Source organism: Helicobacter sp. MIT 03-1616 (genome assembly GCF_000765685.2).
GTDB classification, from domain to species: Bacteria; Campylobacterota; Campylobacteria; order Campylobacterales; family Helicobacteraceae; genus Helicobacter_C; species Helicobacter_C typhlonius.
In genome coordinates, this window is record NZ_JROY02000001.1 from 17,651 (window position 1) to 38,220 (window position 20,570).

The 20,570-nt window shown below is 38.0% G+C and carries 22 protein-coding genes and 2 pseudogenes; 12 read left to right on the forward strand and 12 right to left on the reverse strand.

Annotation, left to right across the window (positions count from 1 at the left end; genetic code table 11):
* The first annotated feature begins 2 nt into the window (after window positions 1-2).
* Window positions 3-251, forward strand: coding sequence for a methylated-DNA--[protein]-cysteine S-methyltransferase (locus LS67_RS09770; RefSeq protein ID WP_197631361.1), 249 nt, complete (start codon window positions 3-5; stop codon window positions 249-251).
* 199 nt (window positions 252-450) lie between these two features.
* Here the strand turns inward: LS67_RS09770 and LS67_RS00090 are convergent, their stop codons facing one another.
* Together LS67_RS00090 and LS67_RS09525 are read right to left on the reverse strand one after the other, a co-directional pair.
* Window positions 451-1,950, reverse strand: coding sequence for an ArsB/NhaD family transporter (locus tag LS67_RS00090; RefSeq protein ID WP_052082214.1), 1,500 nt, complete (start codon window positions 1,948-1,950; stop codon window positions 451-453).
* Entirely contained in the window at window positions 1,951-2,103 is a 153-nt protein-coding gene (locus tag LS67_RS09525) for a hypothetical protein (RefSeq protein WP_156407291.1), read from the reverse strand. It abuts the gene before it with no gap.
* A gap of 244 nt (window positions 2,104-2,347) precedes the next feature.
* On the opposite strand from LS67_RS09525, the gene LS67_RS00095 reads away from it, so the two are divergent.
* From LS67_RS00095 to LS67_RS00105, 4 genes and pseudogenes are all read left to right on the forward strand, one after another.
* The gene (locus LS67_RS00095) at window positions 2,348-2,599 is read left to right on the forward strand and encodes a hypothetical protein (protein WP_236096309.1); all 252 of its coding nucleotides are present in this window, start codon (window positions 2,348-2,350) and stop codon (window positions 2,597-2,599) included.
* Between the two features lie 283 nt (window positions 2,600-2,882).
* Window positions 2,883-3,786: pseudogene (locus tag LS67_RS10220) on the forward strand (MBOAT family O-acyltransferase); the annotation flags it as partial.
* A gap of 182 nt (window positions 3,787-3,968) precedes the next feature.
* Window positions 3,969-4,193, forward strand: coding sequence for a hypothetical protein (locus LS67_RS09820; protein WP_236096310.1), 225 nt, complete (start codon window positions 3,969-3,971; stop codon window positions 4,191-4,193).
* A 109-nt stretch (window positions 4,194-4,302) separates the two neighbouring features.
* Window positions 4,303-5,157, forward strand: a complete 855-nt coding sequence (locus LS67_RS00105) for a hypothetical protein (RefSeq protein ID WP_138109501.1) — start codon at window positions 4,303-4,305, stop codon at window positions 5,155-5,157.
* A gap of 94 nt (window positions 5,158-5,251) precedes the next feature.
* On the opposite strand, the gene LS67_RS00110 is transcribed toward LS67_RS00105, so the two are convergent.
* The 8 genes from LS67_RS00110 to LS67_RS00145 form a co-directional block, all read right to left on the reverse strand.
* The gene (locus tag LS67_RS00110) at window positions 5,252-5,644 is read right to left on the reverse strand and encodes a hypothetical protein (protein WP_052082171.1); all 393 of its coding nucleotides are present in this window, start codon (window positions 5,642-5,644) and stop codon (window positions 5,252-5,254) included.
* 22 nt (window positions 5,645-5,666) lie between these two features.
* On the reverse strand, window positions 5,667-6,596 hold the full coding sequence (gene rsmH / locus LS67_RS00115) for a 16S rRNA (cytosine(1402)-N(4))-methyltransferase RsmH (RefSeq protein ID WP_034327505.1): 930 nt from the start codon (window positions 6,594-6,596) through the stop codon (window positions 5,667-5,669).
* Window positions 6,597-6,604: 8 nt separating this feature from the next.
* Complete coding sequence (locus tag LS67_RS00120) at window positions 6,605-7,186, reverse strand: hypothetical protein (protein WP_034327503.1); 582 nt, start codon at window positions 7,184-7,186, stop codon at window positions 6,605-6,607.
* Entirely contained in the window at window positions 7,179-7,727 is a 549-nt protein-coding gene (locus tag LS67_RS00125; RefSeq protein WP_034327501.1) for a hypothetical protein, read from the reverse strand. The genes LS67_RS00120 and LS67_RS00125 overlap by 8 nt, the downstream gene beginning before the upstream one ends.
* 2 nt (window positions 7,728-7,729) lie before the next feature.
* On the reverse strand, window positions 7,730-8,746 hold the full coding sequence (locus LS67_RS00130; protein ID WP_034327499.1) for a hypothetical protein: 1,017 nt from the start codon (window positions 8,744-8,746) through the stop codon (window positions 7,730-7,732).
* A 64-nt stretch (window positions 8,747-8,810) separates the two neighbouring features.
* Complete coding sequence (locus LS67_RS00135; protein ID WP_034327497.1) at window positions 8,811-9,455, reverse strand: lysophospholipid acyltransferase family protein; 645 nt, start codon at window positions 9,453-9,455, stop codon at window positions 8,811-8,813.
* Entirely contained in the window at window positions 9,445-10,923 is a 1,479-nt protein-coding gene (gene miaB, locus LS67_RS00140; RefSeq protein WP_081953933.1) for a tRNA (N6-isopentenyl adenosine(37)-C2)-methylthiotransferase MiaB, read from the reverse strand. Before miaB ends, LS67_RS00135 begins: the two co-directional genes overlap by 11 nt.
* Window positions 10,924-10,954: 31 nt before the next feature.
* Window positions 10,955-11,197 carry an HP0268 family nuclease gene (locus LS67_RS00145; protein WP_034327495.1) on the reverse strand — a complete coding sequence of 81 codons (243 nt, stop codon included), beginning with the start codon at window positions 11,195-11,197 and terminating at the stop codon, window positions 10,955-10,957.
* 177 nt (window positions 11,198-11,374) lie between these two features.
* On the opposite strand from LS67_RS00145, the gene nusA reads away from it, so the two are divergent.
* Window positions 11,375-12,556, forward strand: coding sequence for a transcription termination factor NusA (gene nusA, locus LS67_RS00150; RefSeq protein ID WP_034327493.1), 1,182 nt, complete (start codon window positions 11,375-11,377; stop codon window positions 12,554-12,556).
* A 91-nt stretch (window positions 12,557-12,647) separates the two neighbouring features.
* Window positions 12,648-14,090: an ankyrin repeat domain-containing protein gene (locus LS67_RS00155; protein WP_034327491.1), complete on the forward strand. Its 1,443-nt coding sequence runs from the start codon at window positions 12,648-12,650 to the stop codon at window positions 14,088-14,090.
* A 152-nt stretch (window positions 14,091-14,242) separates the two neighbouring features.
* Here the strand turns inward: LS67_RS00155 and LS67_RS00160 are convergent, their stop codons facing one another.
* Both LS67_RS00160 and LS67_RS00165 read right to left on the reverse strand, forming a co-directional pair.
* Window positions 14,243-15,403 (reverse strand): MFS transporter, encoded by a 1,161-nt coding sequence (locus LS67_RS00160; RefSeq protein ID WP_034327489.1) that lies wholly within the window; start codon window positions 15,401-15,403, stop codon window positions 14,243-14,245.
* A 42-nt stretch (window positions 15,404-15,445) separates the two neighbouring features.
* Window positions 15,446-16,156, reverse strand: coding sequence for a DUF2716 domain-containing protein (locus LS67_RS00165; protein ID WP_034327487.1), 711 nt, complete (start codon window positions 16,154-16,156; stop codon window positions 15,446-15,448).
* A gap of 149 nt (window positions 16,157-16,305) precedes the next feature.
* On the opposite strand from LS67_RS00165, the gene LS67_RS00170 reads away from it, so the two are divergent.
* The 5 genes and pseudogenes from LS67_RS00170 (at window position 16,306) to aroC (ending at window position 20,535) form a co-directional block, all read left to right on the forward strand.
* Window positions 16,306-17,136 carry a peptidylprolyl isomerase gene (locus LS67_RS00170; protein ID WP_034327485.1) on the forward strand — a complete coding sequence of 277 codons (831 nt, stop codon included), beginning with the start codon at window positions 16,306-16,308 and terminating at the stop codon, window positions 17,134-17,136.
* Between the two features lie 2 nt (window positions 17,137-17,138).
* Window positions 17,139-18,224 (forward strand): hypothetical protein, encoded by a 1,086-nt coding sequence (locus LS67_RS00175; protein WP_034327483.1) that lies wholly within the window; start codon window positions 17,139-17,141, stop codon window positions 18,222-18,224.
* A complete protein-coding gene (rnhA, locus tag LS67_RS00180) occupies window positions 18,199-18,639 on the forward strand; it encodes a ribonuclease HI (protein ID WP_034327480.1) in 441 nt (146 codons plus the stop codon). Before LS67_RS00175 ends, rnhA begins: the two co-directional genes overlap by 26 nt.
* Window positions 18,632-19,318 (forward strand): annotated as a pseudogene (gene rnc / locus LS67_RS00185) (ribonuclease III); the annotation flags it as partial. The gene rnhA and the pseudogene rnc, both read left to right, overlap by 8 nt.
* A 137-nt stretch (window positions 19,319-19,455) precedes the next feature.
* Complete coding sequence (aroC, locus tag LS67_RS00190; RefSeq protein ID WP_034327478.1) at window positions 19,456-20,535, forward strand: chorismate synthase; 1,080 nt, start codon at window positions 19,456-19,458, stop codon at window positions 20,533-20,535.
* Window positions 20,536-20,570: the final 35 nt, after the last annotated feature.

Sequence of the window (20,570 nt, forward strand, 5' to 3'; positions counted from 1 at the left end):
AAATGTATTTTGCTGCGAAGAATCCGCCCTTTACCCCGCCTTTATTACTGCAAGGCAGCGATTTCCGCAAAAATGTGTGGAAAATTTTGCTTAAGATTCCCTTTGGAGAGACAAAGACTTACAAAGAGATTACAGAGCAAATCGCACGCCAAAGGGGCATTTCTAAGATGTCGGCACAAGCTGTTGGCAATGCAGGGCATAATCCTATCTCCCTCATTATTCCTTGCCACCCAAGTGATAGGAAGCGATAAAAGTCTCACAGGCTATGCTGGGAGGGGCTAAATCGCAAGATGTGGTTATTAGAGCTAGAAAAAGCAATGTGTTGAAACTACAAAATGAAGAATATTTCACAGATAAGCCTAAGCGATTTGCAGGGGTGAGATAGTTTATATCCCACTTATATTTCACTAGCACTAGGGCTTGAATCTTGTGCGAAGATTCTGTAATACCTTATGCGAAATACTCCCAACAAATCAAGCCACAAAGCCCCAAAAGCAAAAGGGGCAAAGTGATGAGAAATGCCGCCACCATATAGCGCAAGAAACCTAGTTGGATTCCATACGCTTTTAATCGAGAGAGCCATAAAAGTGTGGCAAGTGAGCCAATGGGCGTGAGCTTTGCGCCGATATTGCAACCGAGCAAATGTGCAAAAATAAGGGCGTTAAAAGTTTCTAATTGCATCCTCAAATCAGCAAGGGCAAGATTGCCGAGCATTACCATAGGCAAATTATTCATCACACTACTACCTATGCTACTTGCAAACCCCAAACATAGAATCTGCACCTGCTTAGAAAAAGAGGCAAAAAGAGGGAGGGCTTCTGTGAGAAAGCTTAAGATTCCGCCATTTTTGAGCCCATACACAACGATAAAAAGCCCAAGCGAGAAAAACACGATGCCAAATGGAGCGTCTTTGAGACTTGCAAAAAACTGCATTTTTCTTAAGATTTTTCCATAAACAATAGCTAAAAAAGCACAAATAAATGTAAAGAAATAAAGGGGCAAATGAAGTTTATGTGCGTAAAAAATACCAAACAAAAGCACCAATAAGAGACTAAAACAAAAAAGTATGCTGCCGCACGAAAATGTGCTTTTGGTGGGCGCAAAATGAAGCATTTTAGGCAAGAATCTTTTAAGCACAAACCAAAACGACAAAGCCCCCATTATCACAAATATTTGGGGTAAAAGCATAAGCCAAGTAAAGTGCGTAGATTCTAAGCCAAAAAATTGCGCTGTGATGATGTTTGTGAGATTGGAGATAACAAAAATATTAGAGGCAAAATCGCTCACAAAACTCACAAGGAGCAAAAAGAAAATAAGCGGTGTAAAAAATGAGGCACAATTCAAAGAATGCTCGCCTTGATACAAATGCGAGGCAGAAAAAAGCGCGAGAACTAAGGGTGTTAAAATAAGAATTGCGCCATCGTTGGCAAAAAATGCACTTAAAAATGTGCTAAAAAGAATGAGAAAAATATAGAATTTTGCAGTAGAGACTTTGAGAATCTTTGGTGTATTTGTGGTGTGTGAATGAATGTGCGGATTTAGATTCTGCAAAATTTGTGCTTTGTTTTGCGAGGTGAGATTTTGCGTGTTTATATGTGAGGCATTAAGAATCTGCGCACTTTCATTTTGTATTTGTGTATTGAGATGATTGAGCGCATTTTGCATTTGCTCTTTTTTAGGTTCTTTTTGTGCCAAGATTCCTATAATGAGCGAGGAAAGATAGGTGAAAAAGCCAATTTTTTCAAGCGCAAGAGTGAGTAAAATAAGCCCCACGAGTGTGAGTGTGCTCTCCTCTACCATTGCCCACACACGCAACATATCTTCTACACTCACAAGCCCTAGCACAAAAGCAGCCAATGCCCCAAGTGTGCTAAAGACCCACAAGGGCAAATTAAAAGGACGCCAATAGATAAAAAACATAGTGAGGGCAAAGAGGAAAAATATCATCATTTAACCACCTTGAGATTCTATAAATTTTTGAGAATCTAGCCGAGTGTGCGAGTTGCATAAAATGCTAAATCTTGTCTCCATTACAGCAAAAATGTAAGAAAATGCGATACAAATTGTGTTGATAGAATCTTGATACATTCCTTGATAAATCATCTCCGCTCCTCACGCTAAAATAAAATGTATTATTCAATATTTCTGTAAAAACACGCTTAAAAGTTGCTTATTTAGGATTTTAAAAGCCAACTTCCTACCACAACTTTTCATAATTTTTTTAATTTTTCTATCCACAATACAGCCTTAAAGATTCCCCATTAATTTACTTCATATATTTGACACATTTTTTATTTTTATATATATTTGATGTGAAAGTTCAACCCTTAAGTTACAAGGAATCTTAATGCTCTTTAGCTCCTTTATCTTTATATTTGCTTTCTTGCCTCTTGCTCTTTTGGGATTTTATACACTCCAAGCAATGAAGCAATACACTCTGGCTAAAGTCTTTCTCATCGGCGCAAGTTTGTTTTTCTATGGATATTTTAAGGTTGAATATGTATTTATTCTTATTGCTTCTGTGCTTGTGAATTTCTACCTCGCTCGTTTGATTCTTGCTAACGGGGGGGGGGGATATACAAAGGAAAGATGTATATAAGAGCGAAAGTGAATGTAAAAGGAGAGAAAATCAATATAATGAAATAAATCAAGCAAATGTTTATAACAATATCAATCCTCATATTGCATACGATAAATGCAAATCTCATATGCAATATAGGCAATATCATGAATCTCCTCTAAACATTCAATCTCATAGCCAAAATTTGCCTTACACATATAAATGCACTCAATCTCAATCCAACAATGCTAAACCTTTCCTCCTCCTTGGCATTATCTTTAATCTCTCTGTATTAGGATTTTTTAAATACACTGACTTTTTCTTAGAAAATTTTAATCTCCTTTCCAATCTCTTAAATTTTGATTTAAATATTCCCTTACCTCATATTCTTTTACCTCTTGCACTCTCTTTTGTAACCTTTCAACAAATTGCTTTTTTGATAGATTGTTATAAGAGAATAGATATAAGTGATATGCAAAAGCAAGGAGAACAAGACTCTAACATCAAACAAGATTCATATACTCAAGCACATAAGAATAACTCACATACTATTCACTTTATTGATTATGCTCTCTTTATCTCTTTCTTTCCTCAACTCATTGCTGGTCCTATTGTGCATCATAAAGAGATGATGCCTCAATTTGCTGCTTTAAAAAATACGCGCGCTCTTATTCATTGGGAGCATATGGCTAAGGGAATCTTTATATTCTCCATTGGATTATTTAAAAAAGTCTTTATTGCAGATTCTTTTGCTAAATGGGCAAATTGCTGGATTTAGTGTTGTAGAGAGTGGAGGAGGACTAAATATCTTTGAATCTTGGGCTACTTCACTCTCTTATACCTTTCAACTCTACTTTGATTTTAGTGGATATTGTGATATGGCAATAGGATTAGGATTACTCTTTGGGATAATGCTACCTATAAATTTTAACTCTCCTTATAAGTCTTTAAACATTAGTGCATTTTGGAGAAGATGGCATATGACTTTAGGGAGATTCCTAAAAGAATATGTCTATATTCCTTTAGGAGGGAATAAAAATACAAAGTATCACTCCTCTAAACATTATGATTTTATAAACAAGCTTCTTACGCTTAGAAATCTTTTTATTGTAGCCTTTTTAAGTGGTATATGGCACGGAGCAGGGTGGGGATTTGTCATATGGGGAGTATTACACGGAAGTGCAATGTGTGTGCATAGAATCTATGGGCTTATACTAGAGAGATTCCAACTTCAAAAGAAAAGCTTTTGCGGAGTAAAATCTATAAAATCCTTTGTTGGATTCTTACCTTTAATTTCTTAAATATCACTTGGATATTTTTTAGAAGTGAGAATGTAAGTGGAGCAATCAATCTACTTAAAGGAATGTTTGGGATTACTTGGGTCGAATTGCCTCTAAAGGCACATCGTATGCCTGCACTCTTAGAGCATATAGGAGGGAGGAATGATACTTTAATTTATATCATATTAGCGTTTGTGGTGTGTTTGGGGGTGGGGAATGCCATAAAATATATGCAAAATTATGACAAAAATGCAAATTTAAAATGCCTGTTTGCTATATTTTTATTTACTATGAGCCTTCTTACGATGACCTTTGCTGAACGCGCAAATGAATTTTTGTATTTTAATTTTTAGGATTAAAACAATGAAGCATTATAAAATTCAATCTTTCTTAATGATAATTTTACCTTTAATCATCTGCCCAATACTTTATATCTTTCTACATTTTGGCAAAATGACTTATATGAATATCAAGTATCCAACCTACAAAGATGTGCAAAATAAGACTTTGTCATCACATAATGCCGATATTCTCATAATTGGGGATTCTCGTGCAAAAGCTGGTTTTATACCACAAGATAATACTCAAATTAATCTCGCTATTGGTGGGACAACACCTATTGTGGGATACTATACCCTCAAACGCTATCTATCACACAACAAAGCCCCAAAGATTATTATCTTATCATATGTATCGCTACATTATAGCCATATAGGCACTTTTTGGGAAAGGGCTATTAAGTTTGATTTTTTAGATATTGATGATTTTAAAGAAGTTGCTAGAAATGCTAAAACATTAAATGAATGCAAAACTTTAGAAAAATGTGAAATACTTGATTTTTTCGCATATAAAATAAATATTAATAATTTTAATGCTGAAATATTTAATGCTTTTAATGAACTCATTAAAGGGCGCAGTCGCTATAAAGTCAATCTAAAAACTATGCAAAATTTAGAGCAAAATGGAGGACATTTTTTCTATGGGAAAAATTTAGGCACAAGTAGCCATAATTGGGAAGTAAGCCATAAAGACTTTATGCCAAATCCTCTTATAAGCTTGTATCTATATAAAATTGCCGAATTAGCCAAAGCTAACAATATACAAATTTTTCACTACCAAATGCCCTTTAACCAAAGCTCTTTTAATCATCTTAACGAAAAATTTATGAATGATTACAATGCCTTTTTAAACACTATGCAAGATACATATCATATCATATCATATCACTCAATAAAATATGGGCTTTACCCGATAGCGATTTTGGCGATGCTGATCATTTATATCAAGGCTCACCAAAGACAACAAAAGATATTTTAGATAAAATTAAAATCTATAATGAAACACTTTGAAGCAAGTTTTACTCGTAGTTTTTATTTAATATGACTTCTCAACACAGCAAATATAAACACACTTATCTACCCATCAAAAACTCATATCGCATACCCTCTAGCTCGTGTTTGAGACGTTTATTTTCATCGAGCAATATATCATATTGGGTTTGCAAATTGATAATATCCTTACTTAAGTAATAAATATTGTTTGTCAGGTAGATTTTTGGCACACAAAAAAACAGCACAAAAAGCACGATTAAAAGCCCGTTTCTAAGCTCTTTAAACCCTAAACTTGGCTTTTTTACCTCTTGTTCTTCTAAAGATTCTAAAAGTGCGTCCTTTTCCCACTCATTCACACGCTCGTGTTCTTTTGCAAGGCTCATTCTCTCATTTGCCTTTGTGTGCCACTCACCCCATTGATTAGTGCGCAATTTAGGTAAAATAATGTCTTGCAAAGGGTATTCTTCACTCATTTTCTCTCCTAAAATTCTTGCCCTATTTTATCGCAAAAATGCGTAATTTCGCGCTACGCGAACGCCTATTTTGCGCGATTTCTTGCTGTGAGGGGATTATTGGCTTTTTGGTAAGAATCTCCCCTAACGCGTGATTATTCCCACATTCGCATTTATAATTTTCGCTCGGGCAGATACAGGATTTGCCCCATTGCTTAAAATATTGTTTAATGATTCTATCTTCTAGCGAATGAAAGGAGATAATGCCTACCTTGCAGTTTTGAATCTCCCCTGCTCGCGCAGCAGATTCTATACTTGAAAGCAAGGAATGTAGCTCATTTAGCTCATCATTAACTTCAATACGCAATGCCTGAAAGGCTAAGGTCGCCGGGTGCAGCCCACCTATGCGTGGAAAATACCCCTCAATGAGCGCACTTAGCTCCGCACAAGAGCTAAAGGGCTTTTTACCCCTCGCTTCTACGATAAGATGTGTAAGCTTTTTGCTCTGGCGCACTTCACCATAGATTCTAAAAATCTCCTCTAAATGCGTTGGGGAGTAGGAATTTAGAACCTTTTGCGCGCTAAGCTCACTCTCCATATCCATACGCATATCTAAAGACTGCGCGTTGAAGCTAAAGCCTCGATGCTCATCATCAAGCTGCATAGAACTTACGCCAATATCCGCAATAATCCCCCTACACAGAGGCAAAACTGCCCTATTTACAGAATCTAGCGCGGAAGAAAAAGTGCAGTGATGGAAATGTATGCTTGAAGCATATATCTGCAATCTCTCTTGTGCTAGGGCAATAGCAGAGCTATCTCTATCAAAAGCATATACTTCTGTTTGCTGGGAAGATTCTAAAAAAGCAAGACTATGTCCGCCATAGCCCAAAGTGCAGTCAAATAGCACACCGCCTTGCCACTGCAGCCCACTTACTAATTCATCTTTTAAGACTGAAAAATGCTTAAACATATAAAATCTTAGGGCTTAAAGTCATCAAAGCGCAATTTATTATCAGTGATAATTGGGTGCTCCGCGTAATCAGAATATTTGAGACTCAAAACCATCACAAAATAAAGATGTTTGCTTTTCTCGTCAAATTCCATCTTAATAGGAAGCTCCACTTTTACAAAATATGGCATAGAATTTGCCCATTCTATAAAATCCTCTATACTTTGTGAATCTACTGCGTATCCAACAATCTGATAGCGTGTATCGATAATTTCCTGTTCTTTGGTGCTACTTAGCTTTTTTAACTCGACTGCGCTAAATTGTGTTTGAAGAAGTTCAAGTAGCTTTGCCTCATCATTTTTGTTCTTAAGACTTGCCAAAAGCTTATGATTTTGGATAGAAAATGTCCTTAACTGCGCCTCTATGGCAAGATAATCCTTGTTGATTTGATTAAAGGTTATACGCGCTCTCCTGCTCTCTAGGGCTTGTTTTTTGTATTCTGTGATTTGCGGCATAAGAAAACTCATAATACAAAATGTGCAGATCGCACTAAATACCAAAAACCATACGAAATTCTTAAGGGCGTAGTCTATACGAAAATCACTACCCATCGTTAGACTCCTTTTGTTCTAGCTTCAATGGCTTGAGTGTAGGATTTGTCTTGCTTACAGATACAAAGTTAAACCACCCACTCATTAATGGGAAAAATTCTACTTTTGTTTGTGTGAAAACCGCGCGCAAAGGTGCTTCTAAAAGGAATTTATATACCTCTTTTGAAGGCGTCAAGCCACGCATAGCAAGTGTATTATAATCAAGCTCTATGCTTTTTACGACTATTTGGTCTGGTATGAGCCCGAGCAGATTTGACAAGCCATCTTTAAGGAGTTGATTTTGCATTTGGATCTCCTTACCAAGATTCACTTCATAATCAAGTCGCTCAATATAATCTTTTACCACAATCGCCTTAAGCTTCGTGTGCTGTATATCCTCTTGTATTTTTGTTTGTTCGTTGATTTTAGCCACACCTTGCAACTCTAGCACTTTTGCAAAAGCAAGAATGCTCAAAACTGCTAATATGGTATAAAAACACCAAATCTTTGTGTAACGTTTGAAAATACTCTTTGGTTTTGGTCGTATAAAACTATAACTCATCGCTAATCCCTTTTTAATTCTGCTTTTGCAAGTTCAATGAGTGCATCTGGGATATTTATCTCACGCACTTCTAAGTCAATCATCAATGCGTTGCGTATATGCGTTTGGGCTTGTTCTGTCATACCATAACTATCAAGTATCACTATAGATTCGATAAACTGCGCATTGTAAATTGGATTGCTATAAAATTCATTAATAGAATTTTTAAGAATCTCCACTGCATTTGAGGCACGAGCCAAGTCTTTCAAACCCTCTAAGCGCGATATTTCAGCCTGTTGTTGCTCTTGCGAATCTACCTCATCAGGTGCAAATTCCTTGCGGATAAGATCCTCGTCCAAATCCTCTAATTCGCCAATTTCATTGAGTTCATCAAGTGAGCCGAGTATAGAATCTAAATCGCTCAACTCCTGCAATGAATGCACTTCTTTCATTGAGCTTTTGTCATCATCACTCTGCTCTAGCTCTCCTCCCACCATAAAAAAACCACCAAAATACACGTTCTTTTGATTCGCCACAAGAAGCGTCATACTACCACGCTCCTGTAATACATAAAGCTTTATTTGAGAATCTAGCTTTTTTTTGATATTTTCATACACAATCACAAATGGAGAAAAGAGATAATCTAAGCCCAAAGCACGGATAAACTTCACACGATTTTCATCTATGGCGAGATTTTGGATATAAAAAAGCCACTGATTTGGCATTTCTATGATATGTGAAGTTTTTGTATTAATACCAAATTTAATCAAATCGCCCTTTTTCGAGCAATTTGCCAAACCCTGATTATAGGTCTTACTCATCGCACTTAAATAGGTAAAGGGGTATTTGCGCTTATAGTCTTTAATGAGTTTTGCTGCCTCCATTGGTAGCTCTTTATCCACAATTTTAAATTCTTTTGTAATGCTATTTTTTACGTGATTACTTTTTATCACCACGATTTTTAGTGAGCACACTTTGGCGTCAAGATTCACACCAATTAGAATCGTAGAAAAAAATGGACGAAGCAAAAATTTTAGCAACTCCTAGCCCTCACTTTATGTTAAATCATTATGAGCAAAAACATATTTGTGAATCTATAAGCACTTAGAGTTCCTTTTCTAAAGCTTTGCGCACTAGCTCTTTTGCTTCATCAAGATTCATATCTTTGTTAATGACAAATTCATCAAGCATATAATAATCTATGCGCGAAAATGGCTTAGGAATGCGGAATTTATCCCAGCTTTTAAATTCCCAATATCGGCTATATACGACGCGCAGAGGTATGATGGGCTTCCCTGTTTTTTGACTCATCGCCACCACGCCATTACTTATAGAGTGATAAGGTCCTTTTGGACCATCGGGGGAAAGCGAGACATCATAGCCCTCCCTTAAAAGCTTAAAAGATTCTATTAATGCCTTCAAACCGTCCTTAGAGGTGGAGCCACGCAGATTCTTTAGCCCAAACATCGTACATACATCAACCATTAATTGAGCGTCAAAATGATCGGATTGGAGTATATAAAAACCCTTATCGCGCTCCTTGCTTACTTGTGTTTGAAAATGATTATACAAAAAGGGCAGCATTAGGAGTTCGCCGTGCCAAAATGCACCGATGAAATTATGCGTTTTGCTGTATTCGTTGAGGTGAAATCTATGGCGAGTAAAGAAATACAAAAAACGCAAAAAGCCGTAAATAAGCGGAGGAGCTACCACCCCCATAATGCGCCGTTTTTGCTCTCTAGTTAGCATTGCTACCCTCTTCTTTTGCGCTTTTTTGCGTAAGATTTGAATCCTCATATAATGTATGAGATTGTGTGCTTGTTATGGGGGCTTTTATGTATGCTTTAAAATTGTGCGCGTTAAGCATTGTTGCGCTATTTAGATGCAATGCTTCTTGCAAGGATAGCTCTTTTATAAATTCTCCCATAAGCGCACCACCCTCACTTTGTGTAACTTTCACTTGCACAATAGAGCCAATCTCACATTTCCTGCCTAGAATCTTAATGAGTTTATTATTGCTACTTCGCCCTTCGCTCCATATTTGTCCCTCATTATCGCGGTGATTTTCAACAAGCACCTCGTGGAGTGCGCCAATCTCTTTTATCGCCTTTTTGCCTAGAATCTCCTTATGCAGATTCTGCAATCTCGCTAAACGCTCTTTAGCGACTTCTTGCGGCACAAGCAAACTTTTATCATATTCATATGCGCTCGTGTGCGGACGCGGCGAATACACAAAGCTATACAACGTGTCAAACTCCACAATACGAAGCACATCAAGCGTATCTTCAAAATCCTGCTCGGATTCAGTAGGAAATCCCACGATAATATCCGTGCCAATGCCTACATTAGGCAGCAGGGATTTAAGCTTAGCAATCCTATTAAGATACCACTGCTTATCATAGCCGCGTTTCATCATTTTGAGAATCTCGCTCGAGCCACTTTGTAGCGGGATATGTATGCCTTTGGCGATTTTTGGATTAGAGGCAAATTCCTCTAAAAATTCATCGTCCATATGCAGCGGGTGCGGGGAAGTAAAGCGGATTCTATATAATCCTTCAATCTCGCCCAAATTACGCAAAAGCTGCGTGAAGTTTGTCTTAGGGTGCGGGGTAGAAAATCTCACGCCATAGTGATTGACATTCTGCCCCAAAAGGAGCAATTCTTTCGTGCCATTTTGCACGAGCTTTTGCGCCTCCTGCATAAGCAAATGCGTGGGTATAGAAACCTCCTTGCCACGCGTGAAAGGCACGATACAATAGCTACACTTTTTATCACAGCCAATAGAGATGTTAAGCTGGGCTTTGATACCCATATTTTGCGGCGAGGCAAAGACATAGGCTGAATCATCGTAATCAATATCCACCTCAACAGCTTTTGGCGTATCAAGCACCTGCGTAATTTTAGACACATTACGCGCCCCAAGCACAAAATCCACACTCGGTGCTTTTTTAATAATCTCCTCTCCCAAATGACTCGCCGTGCAGCCACATATACCGATTTTTGCACCTTTCTTTTTTGTCTTTGCAAACGCGCCAATCTCCGAAAATAGCTTTTTTTCCGGCTTTTCGCGCACCGAGCAGGTATTGATGAGGATTAAATCCGCTTCTTTAGAATCTTGTGTGAGTGTGTAATCCAGCTTTTGTTCTAGCTCCGCAATCATATGTGCACTATCGCGCTCATTCATCGCACAGCCTAGAGTTTGGATAAAAAGCTTCATAAAATATTCTTGGATTGTGCTTTAGATAAATTTAGATAATATGAAGCTCATAAATATAGCTCTCCTCATCAATCCCATAGCGCACTTCGTGTAGATGTGTGCTATGCCCAGCTTTTTGGAAGAATGCGCAGGCTTTCTGCATATCTTTGTGTGAATTTTCTTTATCAAAGTAAAAAATATTGATCCCTTGAGTGCATTTTTTTAACACATCTTCGCAAGTAGTTTTTGTGGTTACCTTGCTTTTGTGCGCGTTTTTTGCGAGTTTAAGCTCCATTTACTATCCTTTTTAATTGTGATAAAGTTGCCCATTATAGCTAAAAATAGGCATATTTGTAAAACTTTAAGCAAAATTTTATTATAATCCCTGCTCCTCTAAAATAAAGCCCTGCAGATACAAAAGGGCTTAATCTACCTCAAATAAGAGAATCCTTAAAAGTTTAGGAGTGTTGTTTTGGAAAAGATTTTGGATATTATTGATTTAATTGCCTACGAAAAGGGCTTAGAACATAAGGTCGTGCTCGATATCGTAAAGGACGGACTAATAAAAATCGCACAAGATGAGATTAACCCCCTGTATGATTATTTTGTCGAGGAGGATAGCAAAGAGCGCACTTTAAAGCTTTTCTATCGTATGAAAGTATGTGCCGATAATGAAGTACTCAATGAGGAACAAAAGGCGCGTATGATGCCGCTCTCGGTGGCGAAAAAAGAATTAGGCGATGTGAGCGTGAATGATGAAATAGACTGCGAACTACAGCTTGATTCTATGAGTCGTGGGGCGATTAATAAGCTTTTTTTGAATCTTGAATACAATTTGCAACGTTCCATTGAAGACCAAATCTTACAAAATTTTCGCGCCCAGCTTGGCAAAATCGTGAGCGGACAAGTCGTAGGCGTAGATAGCCTAGGCAATACCTTTGTAGAGATTGATTCTATTCGCGCAGTTTTGCCGCAAAAAAACCGCATAAAAGGCGAGAGTTTCAAGGTGGGCGATACGATTCGCGCGATTTTGAAATTTGTAGGTATTAATCGTAATGGACTGCAAGTGGAGCTTTCCCGCACTACGCCTAAATTTTTGGAAGAGCTTTTAGCATTAGAAGTGCCAGAGGTGAAGGATAATGAGGTAATGATACACAAGAGTGCTAGAATCCCGGGTGAGCGCGCAAAGGTAGCAGTGTATTCGCATAATCCTAGGATTGATCCTATTGGCTGTTGCGTGGGCGTGAAAGGCGTACGCATTAATGCAGTGAGCAAAGAACTTGCAAACGAAAATATTGACTGCGTGGAATATCACAACAGCTTAGAAATATTTGTCGCCAAAGCCCTCACTCCAGCACAGATTCTAAGCGTAAAGATACAGGAACCACAAAAAGATGATAAAAATATAGAATCCACGCAAGATTCTAAAGAAAATCAAAACAACGAAAAAGCACCCGAAACAAAGCGCAAAAAAGCGATTGCACAGATTAAAACCGACCAAAAGAGCAAGGCTATTGGCAAAAATGGCGTGAATATTCGCCTAGCGAGTATGCTGTGCGAATGCGATATTGAGCTGCAAGAAATTACAGAATCTAAACCGACAGAGAGTGAAAAAGTAGGTATTGACGCGCTAAGCTCATTGTTTAAATCTTAGAATCTCAACTCAAAGTATATTGAATCTGTCAAGATTCAATATTTTGTTAATTCCAAGAAGTCAAATCACAACCAAAGCAAAAGGAGTGGGAATGAAAAAATGGCTTATATTGCTATGTATGATAAGTATATTTGTAGGGTGTGGTAATGAAGAAAATGAGATAAAGCAAAACCTGCAAGAGAAAAATCAAGAAGTGCAACAAGAAAATGTGAGCCAAACCAAAGAATCACAAAATCAATCCAAAGAAACTTTTATCAATGAAGAAAGAAGTTTGCGCTCACAAAGTCCTCAAAAGTGGTTAGAAAAATATGATGTTAATGCTAAAGATTCTAATGGAGAGACTTTGCTTATGTTTTTTGCAGCCTATGGGAGTGATGATGAGGTGAAATATCTTCTTGCACAAGGTGCAGATGTGAATGCTACAGATAAGCAAGGACAGAGTGCATTATTTTACGCGCTTTTTTGTGGAGCAGAGGGTTGTATATTTGATAAGGTTAAAACTCTTGTAGAAGCTGGGGCTAATGTAAATGCGAAAAATGTAAAAGGCGATAGTGTGTTGCGCGTGGCACTTGGTTCAAGTGAGGAGATAGAGGAATACTTAAAAAGCAAGGGCGCACTAGATTCTAAAAGCTTTGATGAGAGTATAAATAATTTGAGTGAGCAGGAGATAAGCCGTATTGCTAATCCTCGTTTGGTAGAGGTAGTGCGCACATATAATGGCAAAGTGGGTATAAAGTGTATAGCAGAGCTTTTGCAGAGTGATAACATTGATGAAGTTTTAAAAGAGGAACAAGAAGTTTCTAAAGATATATATGCGTATGAAGGACAGAGTGCATTGCTTCTTGCTGCAAAATTTGGCTATGATGAGTTAGTAGCTATACTATTAGAGCTTGGAGCAAATTCAAATGTTATAGGATATTATACAACGCCACTCCTTGAGGCGGCTACAAACAATTATTATCATATCTCAAAATTGTTGCTTGAACACGGAGCAGATGTAAATTTACGCGCACAAGATAATGGAACTACACCGATTATTGCACTTGTAGAGGGTGAAAGCAAAGGACTTTTATCTATTAAAGATGAAAAAGAGCGCACAAAAGAGGAAGATAAAGCCCGCATACCGCTTTTAGAATTGCTTATAAAATCTGGGGGTGATGTCAATGCACAAGATTTTGTACGTGAGGGGGATAACATAAATGCACTCTCTTCAGCATTAGAGTTAGAGAGGGAGAATCTCGCAGTGCTTTTAATACAATCAGGCGCAGATATCAAAGATGAAAGGTATCCACCTCTAAATGACGCGGTCAAATATGGGCTAGTCAATGCAGTAGAGGCATTACTCAAAGCAGGTGCAAATCCTATGCAAAAAGATTTATTTTATCAAACAAGTGCATTAGATATTATTGGTGAGAATAAGCTTGAACGAATGAGTAGTGAATATGCAAGAACACTTTTTCATTCTTTGGAGCCAGAGAAGCAATCGCGTATCAAAGAGCTTATCAATCAAGCGATAGAGACTATAAATCCCTAAAATACGAGAAGGAAGAGATATTGTGCGAACATAAGGCACGTAAAGCAAAGGTAAAGCCACGAACCCACACTTGCATATTTTTGTCTCCCCTTTTGTGTGAAGCAAGATTTTTATGCAACAAAAAAACCTAAAGCTTAAACCAAAGCCTATATCTATTTCTTTAGCGCTAAAATAAATGCAGGAAGTGCAAAAAGCGAAGCAAAAAGAGGATTAAACCCCACGCCTAAAAATGGTGCAACAACGACTAAGCCACCAATTTGATTTGCCAATGCGATACCTACATTAAAGGCTGCTTCATTCACACTCACCGAGCTATCCATAGAATCAGGTGTGTATTTGCGCGCCATATTCATCGCATTGACTTTGAGCGCTGGGATTGAGGCAAAAGATAAAAAACCCATAATCGCTAAATTAATCACAACAAACACTTGTGAATGGGCGCTCACACTCACAAGAGCGTAAAAAATAATTTGTAAAAAGAGCACGATTTGTAAAGCGCGTCTTGAGCCTTTATTGTCTGCAAGCCTACCGCCAAAAAGATTCCCTAAAATTGCAAATATGCCATAGAGCAACAAAATATAAACAATGCTACTCTCTTCAAAATGGCTTTTTTGTGTGAGTAAATCTGTTACATAAGTATAAAGTACAAATGCCCCACCACAAGTGCATATCGTAATTGCATAGGCTTTAAGTAATGGAATATGTAAAAAAGCCTTAAAAAGTGCGTTTATATGCGTTTTGCAGCCTTGCAAATGGCTTGGCATAAAAGCAATTGCGCTGATAAAAGCAATAAGTGTGCAAAGGCAAATAAGCAAGAAAATAGATTTAAAGCCAAAAATCTGCCCAATAAATGTCCCCAAAGGAACGCCACTTACAAGTGCAATCGTCAAGCCTGATACCATTAATGCAAGATTACGAGATTCTTTTTCCTTAGAAGAAACTTGAATAGCCGTAAGTGTAGCAATAACAAAAAACACTCCGTGTTGTGTGCCTGCAACAAATCGTGCAATCACACTGAGTATAAAATTATCGCTCACATAAATCACAAAATTTGCCAAAGCAAACACGCCAAGATTGAGTAAAAGTTGCAATTTACGATTAAATCCGCTTAAAGGAATACTTAAAAGCGGCGCACCAACAACTACGCCTACCGCATACAAAGTCGTCAGCAATCCCGCCTGATTAGAATCTACGCCAAAATATGCCTTTACATCTTGTAAAACACCTGCGATAATAAACTCTGTAACGCCCATACAAAAAGAGCTAAGAGCTAAAACTAAAATTGTTTTACTTGCTGTATTAGTTGTTTTCATATTTTATACCTTTTGTCTCATAGAATCTTTTATATGCTCCTGTTATAGTTTTGTGTGAATGATACCTACCATTTCTACAATTTCAAAGCCAAAGAGTTTTTCATCATAATGACGCATTTGTTTTATAAAATGTTCTCCAAAAATTGTAATTGTAGTCTTTTTACCCTTACTTTCAAAATCAAATATGCCCACCATACCAAAGGCAGCTTGCTTACTCCTTGTATCATATTTGAAAAAAGCATAGTGGTCGCCATCTGGATAGAATGTAGGAAAGTAATAATTCACATCTTCATTTGCCTCATAGTATGGGTTACCTACATAATACTCTTCTGCCTCATCATAATATGGAAAACACTCTCCGCTAGGCTTTTTAGGATAATAAGCATAGCAAGAGTGTTGCCAATCAAGCACAATAACCTCATCTGCTGCTTTTTGCTCCTCTTTTTGAGCATAGGATTTTAAATTTGTAAGAGCATATTTATCTAAAACTTTCGCAAAAATTTGTGGCATTTTTTCTTGAAAGGCTTTATGATTGACTTTATCAAAATCCGCAATATAAATAATATGGGGCAATTTACGCACAATCTTTAAAATGTTCCAATGTGGCATCACACAAAATCCAATTCTTCCATACATAAAATCTGTTTCCTCTTCCCCTAACACTTCATAATTCTCATTTGGCACAATAAGCCTATTTTTATAAAATCTCTCTTGCTGAAGTTGCGCCCTTTTGCTCAATATACTCTTAATCAATATCGCCTCCAAATATTACTTTATCATTTCCACAATAATTGCAAAAGCGATATTATATTATAATTGAATGAGAGATTACAGATTTATAGAATCCTCTTTGTTGCTTATTGCTTTACATATGATAAAATATGCTTTTGCAAAGGATACAAATGAAAGCTATCGTTTATGTATTATTAATATGCGCGGGGGTTGGCTTGTATGCAGAGGTGGTAGCTGGGGTTGCACTGCGCGTTAATGGATATGCTATCACACTCTATGAGATAGAAAAAACGCAAAAAGAACTTAGAATCTCAAAACAAGAGGCAATTGATATACTTATCAACGAGCGACTACGAGATGATGAAATTGAACGATTTAAGATTAGTGTCGATGATTTTAAGGTTGATGAGGAGATTGCGCATATTGCTGCAAATATGAATCTTAGCAAAGAGCAGCTTCTGGCAAAAGTAACAAAAGATATGAGTTTGCAAGAATACCGCGCACAAATAAAAAAGCAGATTCAGACAAGGGATCTTATGCAAAGAATTCTAGCCTCAAACGTTAATATTTCAAGCGAAGAGGAACTGCTCAGCTACTACACACGCAATAAAAAGGAGTTTATGGTTCCATCTTCTGTGCGTGTGGTGCGCTATCTCGCACAAAGTGATGATGAGCTGCAAAAAGCCATAGCTGCACCTAATAAAAATATCAAAGGTGTGCAAAAATTTAATGAAACAATCACGCTTTCCTCGCTTAGCCCGCAAATTGCACAGGTTTTTCTTAGCACGCCAAATAATGAATTCACACCTGTGCTTGCCACCGGTGGAAATGGATTTGTGTGCTTTTTAATTAAGGAGCGTTTAGGCGAAAGTCTGCTTGATTTTGAGGAGGCTAAACCAATTATCAATCAAAAAATTATGGCACACAAAGAGCAGAGTATCATTGCCGAGCATTTTAACAAAATCCGCTCAAGTGCAAATATCGTTACCTTAAGAGAATAGCAATGTTTTCTTACAAAGACCCACTTGTTGGCATTATTATCATTGTAGGAATCATTGCACTTGTAGCATTAATTGACTATTTTCGTAATCGCTACAAAGAGAGGCAAAAAGACATTTCCCTACGCAACCTTACAAAATCATATGATTTTATGGGGCTTAAAGATGGCGTAGAGGAATTTCTCGCCCTCTCGCAAAATCCCATTCCCACTCTGCAATTTATTGCAAATGCCTATATGCAAAGCGGCAATACACAAGAGGCAATTAAGATATATCTGGGTATTTTAGAGAATCTAGGGCATTCCGCCGATAACACGAAAGCAAGGATAAAGATTGAGATTTTACAAAATCTTGGTAGCGCATATTATCGTGCGGGATTTTTACAAAGGGCAAAAGATGTATTTTTGGAGATTCTCAAAAATTATCCCCGAAATCCACAAGTACTCATTTTTTTACTCAAAATCTACGAACATCTGCACGAATACACAAATGCCATTGACACACTGATGTGTATCGAGGAAATTTATGAAAATATGCCACCAAATCAAAACGAACGATTTATATATGGTTTGGAGCTTAACAAGGCGTATTTACAGACGCTACTCATCATCAATAGTATTGAGCTACCAATTGCGGATAAAATCGCCAAACTTAACGAAATAAAGAACAAAGAGCCAAGGCTTGAAAAAATCATTTTTGCATTTTTTAAAGATACAAATCCCAAGCTGTTTTGGGAAGAGATAACAAAGTGTGCACATAAAGAACATATGATTGATATGTTATGGCTTTTTGATGATAAAAATGTGCCACTGCAACAAATAAAAGATAAAGCTATCCTTGATATATATCGTGCAAAGGGATTGGTAATGGACGATCAAAGCTGTGATATTTTTGAGCTAGAAAATATGAGAATCTTAAAGCAACACTCACATATACAAGTAGATTTGGACTTTGAATATCGTTGCCATAGTTGTAAGCAGATTTTCCCTTTTGAAAACGCTCGATGCTCTCACTGTGGGGAATTACTCAATAATGATGTGCTACTGAAAATACGGAAGGTTGATAATGAAGCAAGTTACCCTTTATTGTGATGGTAGCTCGCTTGGGAATCCCGGTGCTGGCGGCTGGTGTGGCATCTTGCGCTTTAGGGAGAAGCAGAAGATTCTAAGAGGTGGCGAACCTCACACGACAAACAATCGTATGGAACTTTTAGCCGTGGTAGAATCCTTAAAAGCACTCAAAGAACCTTGCATAGTAAATCTTTACAGCGACTCCTCCTATGTATGCAATGGTATCAATGAATGGCTCAAAAAATGGCAAGCAAATGCGTTTAAAGATGTCAAAAATCCCGACTTGTGGCAGAGCTATTTGCAAGTATCCGCCCCGCACAAGGTCATAGCCCACTGGGTAAAAGGACACGCAGGAATAGCTGACAATGAGCTATGTGATAGCTTGGCAAGAGAATCTGCAAGAGAGTTTTTATCCAAAGGAGAGAATAATGCTTAATATTTTGCCAAAATCTCCACATTTACTGGAGGAAAAAATTGGCTATTCCTTTCGCAATCCTAAGCTTTTACTTGAAGCCCTTACACACAAGAGTTGTAAAAAACCCTATAACAACGAGCGTTTAGAGTTTTTGGGCGATGCGGTGCTTGACTTACTTGTGGGGGAATATTTGTTTAAAAAATTTCCAAATGCTAAAGAAGGGGAATTAAGCAAACTTCGTGCGTGTATCGTCAATGAAAAAGGCTTTATGAAACTCGCTAATTCACTCAATCTTGGGGATTTTCTGCATATTTCAGGGAGTGAGGAGAGCAACAAAGGGCGCGAGAAAGCCTCTATCCTCTCAAATGCCTTTGAAGCCCTTATTGGCGCAATTTATATGGAGACGCGCCTCACATACTTAAGTGAGATTGTGAATGATTTGCTCGAACGCAATTATGCAAAAATCGATTTGGCATCTTTATTTATGGACTATAAAACTGCCTTGCAGGAGCTTACACAGGCAATTTATGAGGAGATTCCAACCTATGAGTTAGTGAGTGAGAGCGGACCTAGCCATAATAAAATATTTGAAATCGCCCTCATCGTGCAGGGCGTGGAATATGCACGAGCCAAGGCACATTCTAAAAAAGAAGCACAACAACAAAGTGCGCAGATAGCATACGAGAAACTAAAGCACAAAGACAAAGATTCTAAATCTATAAAAGGCGCAGAAACACAAAACAAGTCGGCGCAAAAGGTGGCTTCCAAAAATCCTAAAAAAGCGCAAAACCTCACAAATCTACCCCAAAACCAACATTTTAAAGCAAGGAGTAGAGAATGAATACCTTTGGCGTGGCATTTCGTGTAAGCACTTTTGGAGAATCTCACGGCAAAGGCATAGGCTGTGTGATTGATGGAGTTCCTGCTGGGTTAGCCATTGATGAAGCATTTTTAGAATCTGCTATGCGTGAGCGTGCACCCGGAAAAAATATCTATGCCACAGCGCGTAAGGAACCTGACAAAGTAGAGATTCTAAGTGGTGTATTTGAGGGAGCAAGCACTGGCACACCTATTGGACTATGGGTGGCAAACACAGCGACAAAAAGTAGTGATTATGAGAATATCAAAGATATTTTTCGTCCCGGACACGCAGACTTTACCTATTTTAAAAAATATGGTGTGAGGGATTATCGCGGTGGAGGGCGCAGCTCGGCGCGAGAGAGTGTAGCAAGAGTAGCAGCAGGTGCAATCGCGCAAATGCTTTTAAGAGAATGTGGGATAAGCGTTGAAAGTGGTATCTGCGCCATTGGCGATATTGTGGCAAAAGAGTATGATTTTTCACACGCGAGACAGAGTGAGATTTTCGCGCTTGACAAAGAATGCGAGGAAGCGCAAAAGACACTTATTGCAAGTGCAAAAAACGCTCACAATAGTATAGGTGGTGTGACACTTATCCGCGCGTGCAGACTTCCTGCTGGATTAGGAGAGCCACTCTATCATCGCCTTGATGGTGCATTAGCAGATGCGCTTATGGGATTGAATGCAGTCAAGGCTGTTGAAATTGGTGATGGTGTGCGTTCAAGCACACAATATGGCAATGAACATAATGATGAGATGAGCGCACAAGGATTCACAACCAATCATAGCGGGGGCATTTTGGGTGGTATAAGCAATGGCAATACACTCGTGATAAAAGTCCATTTCAAGCCAACGCCAAGCATTTTTATCCCACAACACACGCTTAACACACAAAATGAGGAGCAAATATGTCATATCAAAGGACGGCACGACCCTTGCGTGGCGGTGCGTGGAAGTGTGGTCGCTAAGGCTATGGTCTCGCTCGTGTTAGCAGATATGCTCCTTTTGCATACAACTTCACAACTCACATTTATCAAAAAAGTATATGAATGTTTATAGCTATTTTAAAGCAAGAAGATTCTATAATGCAAGGC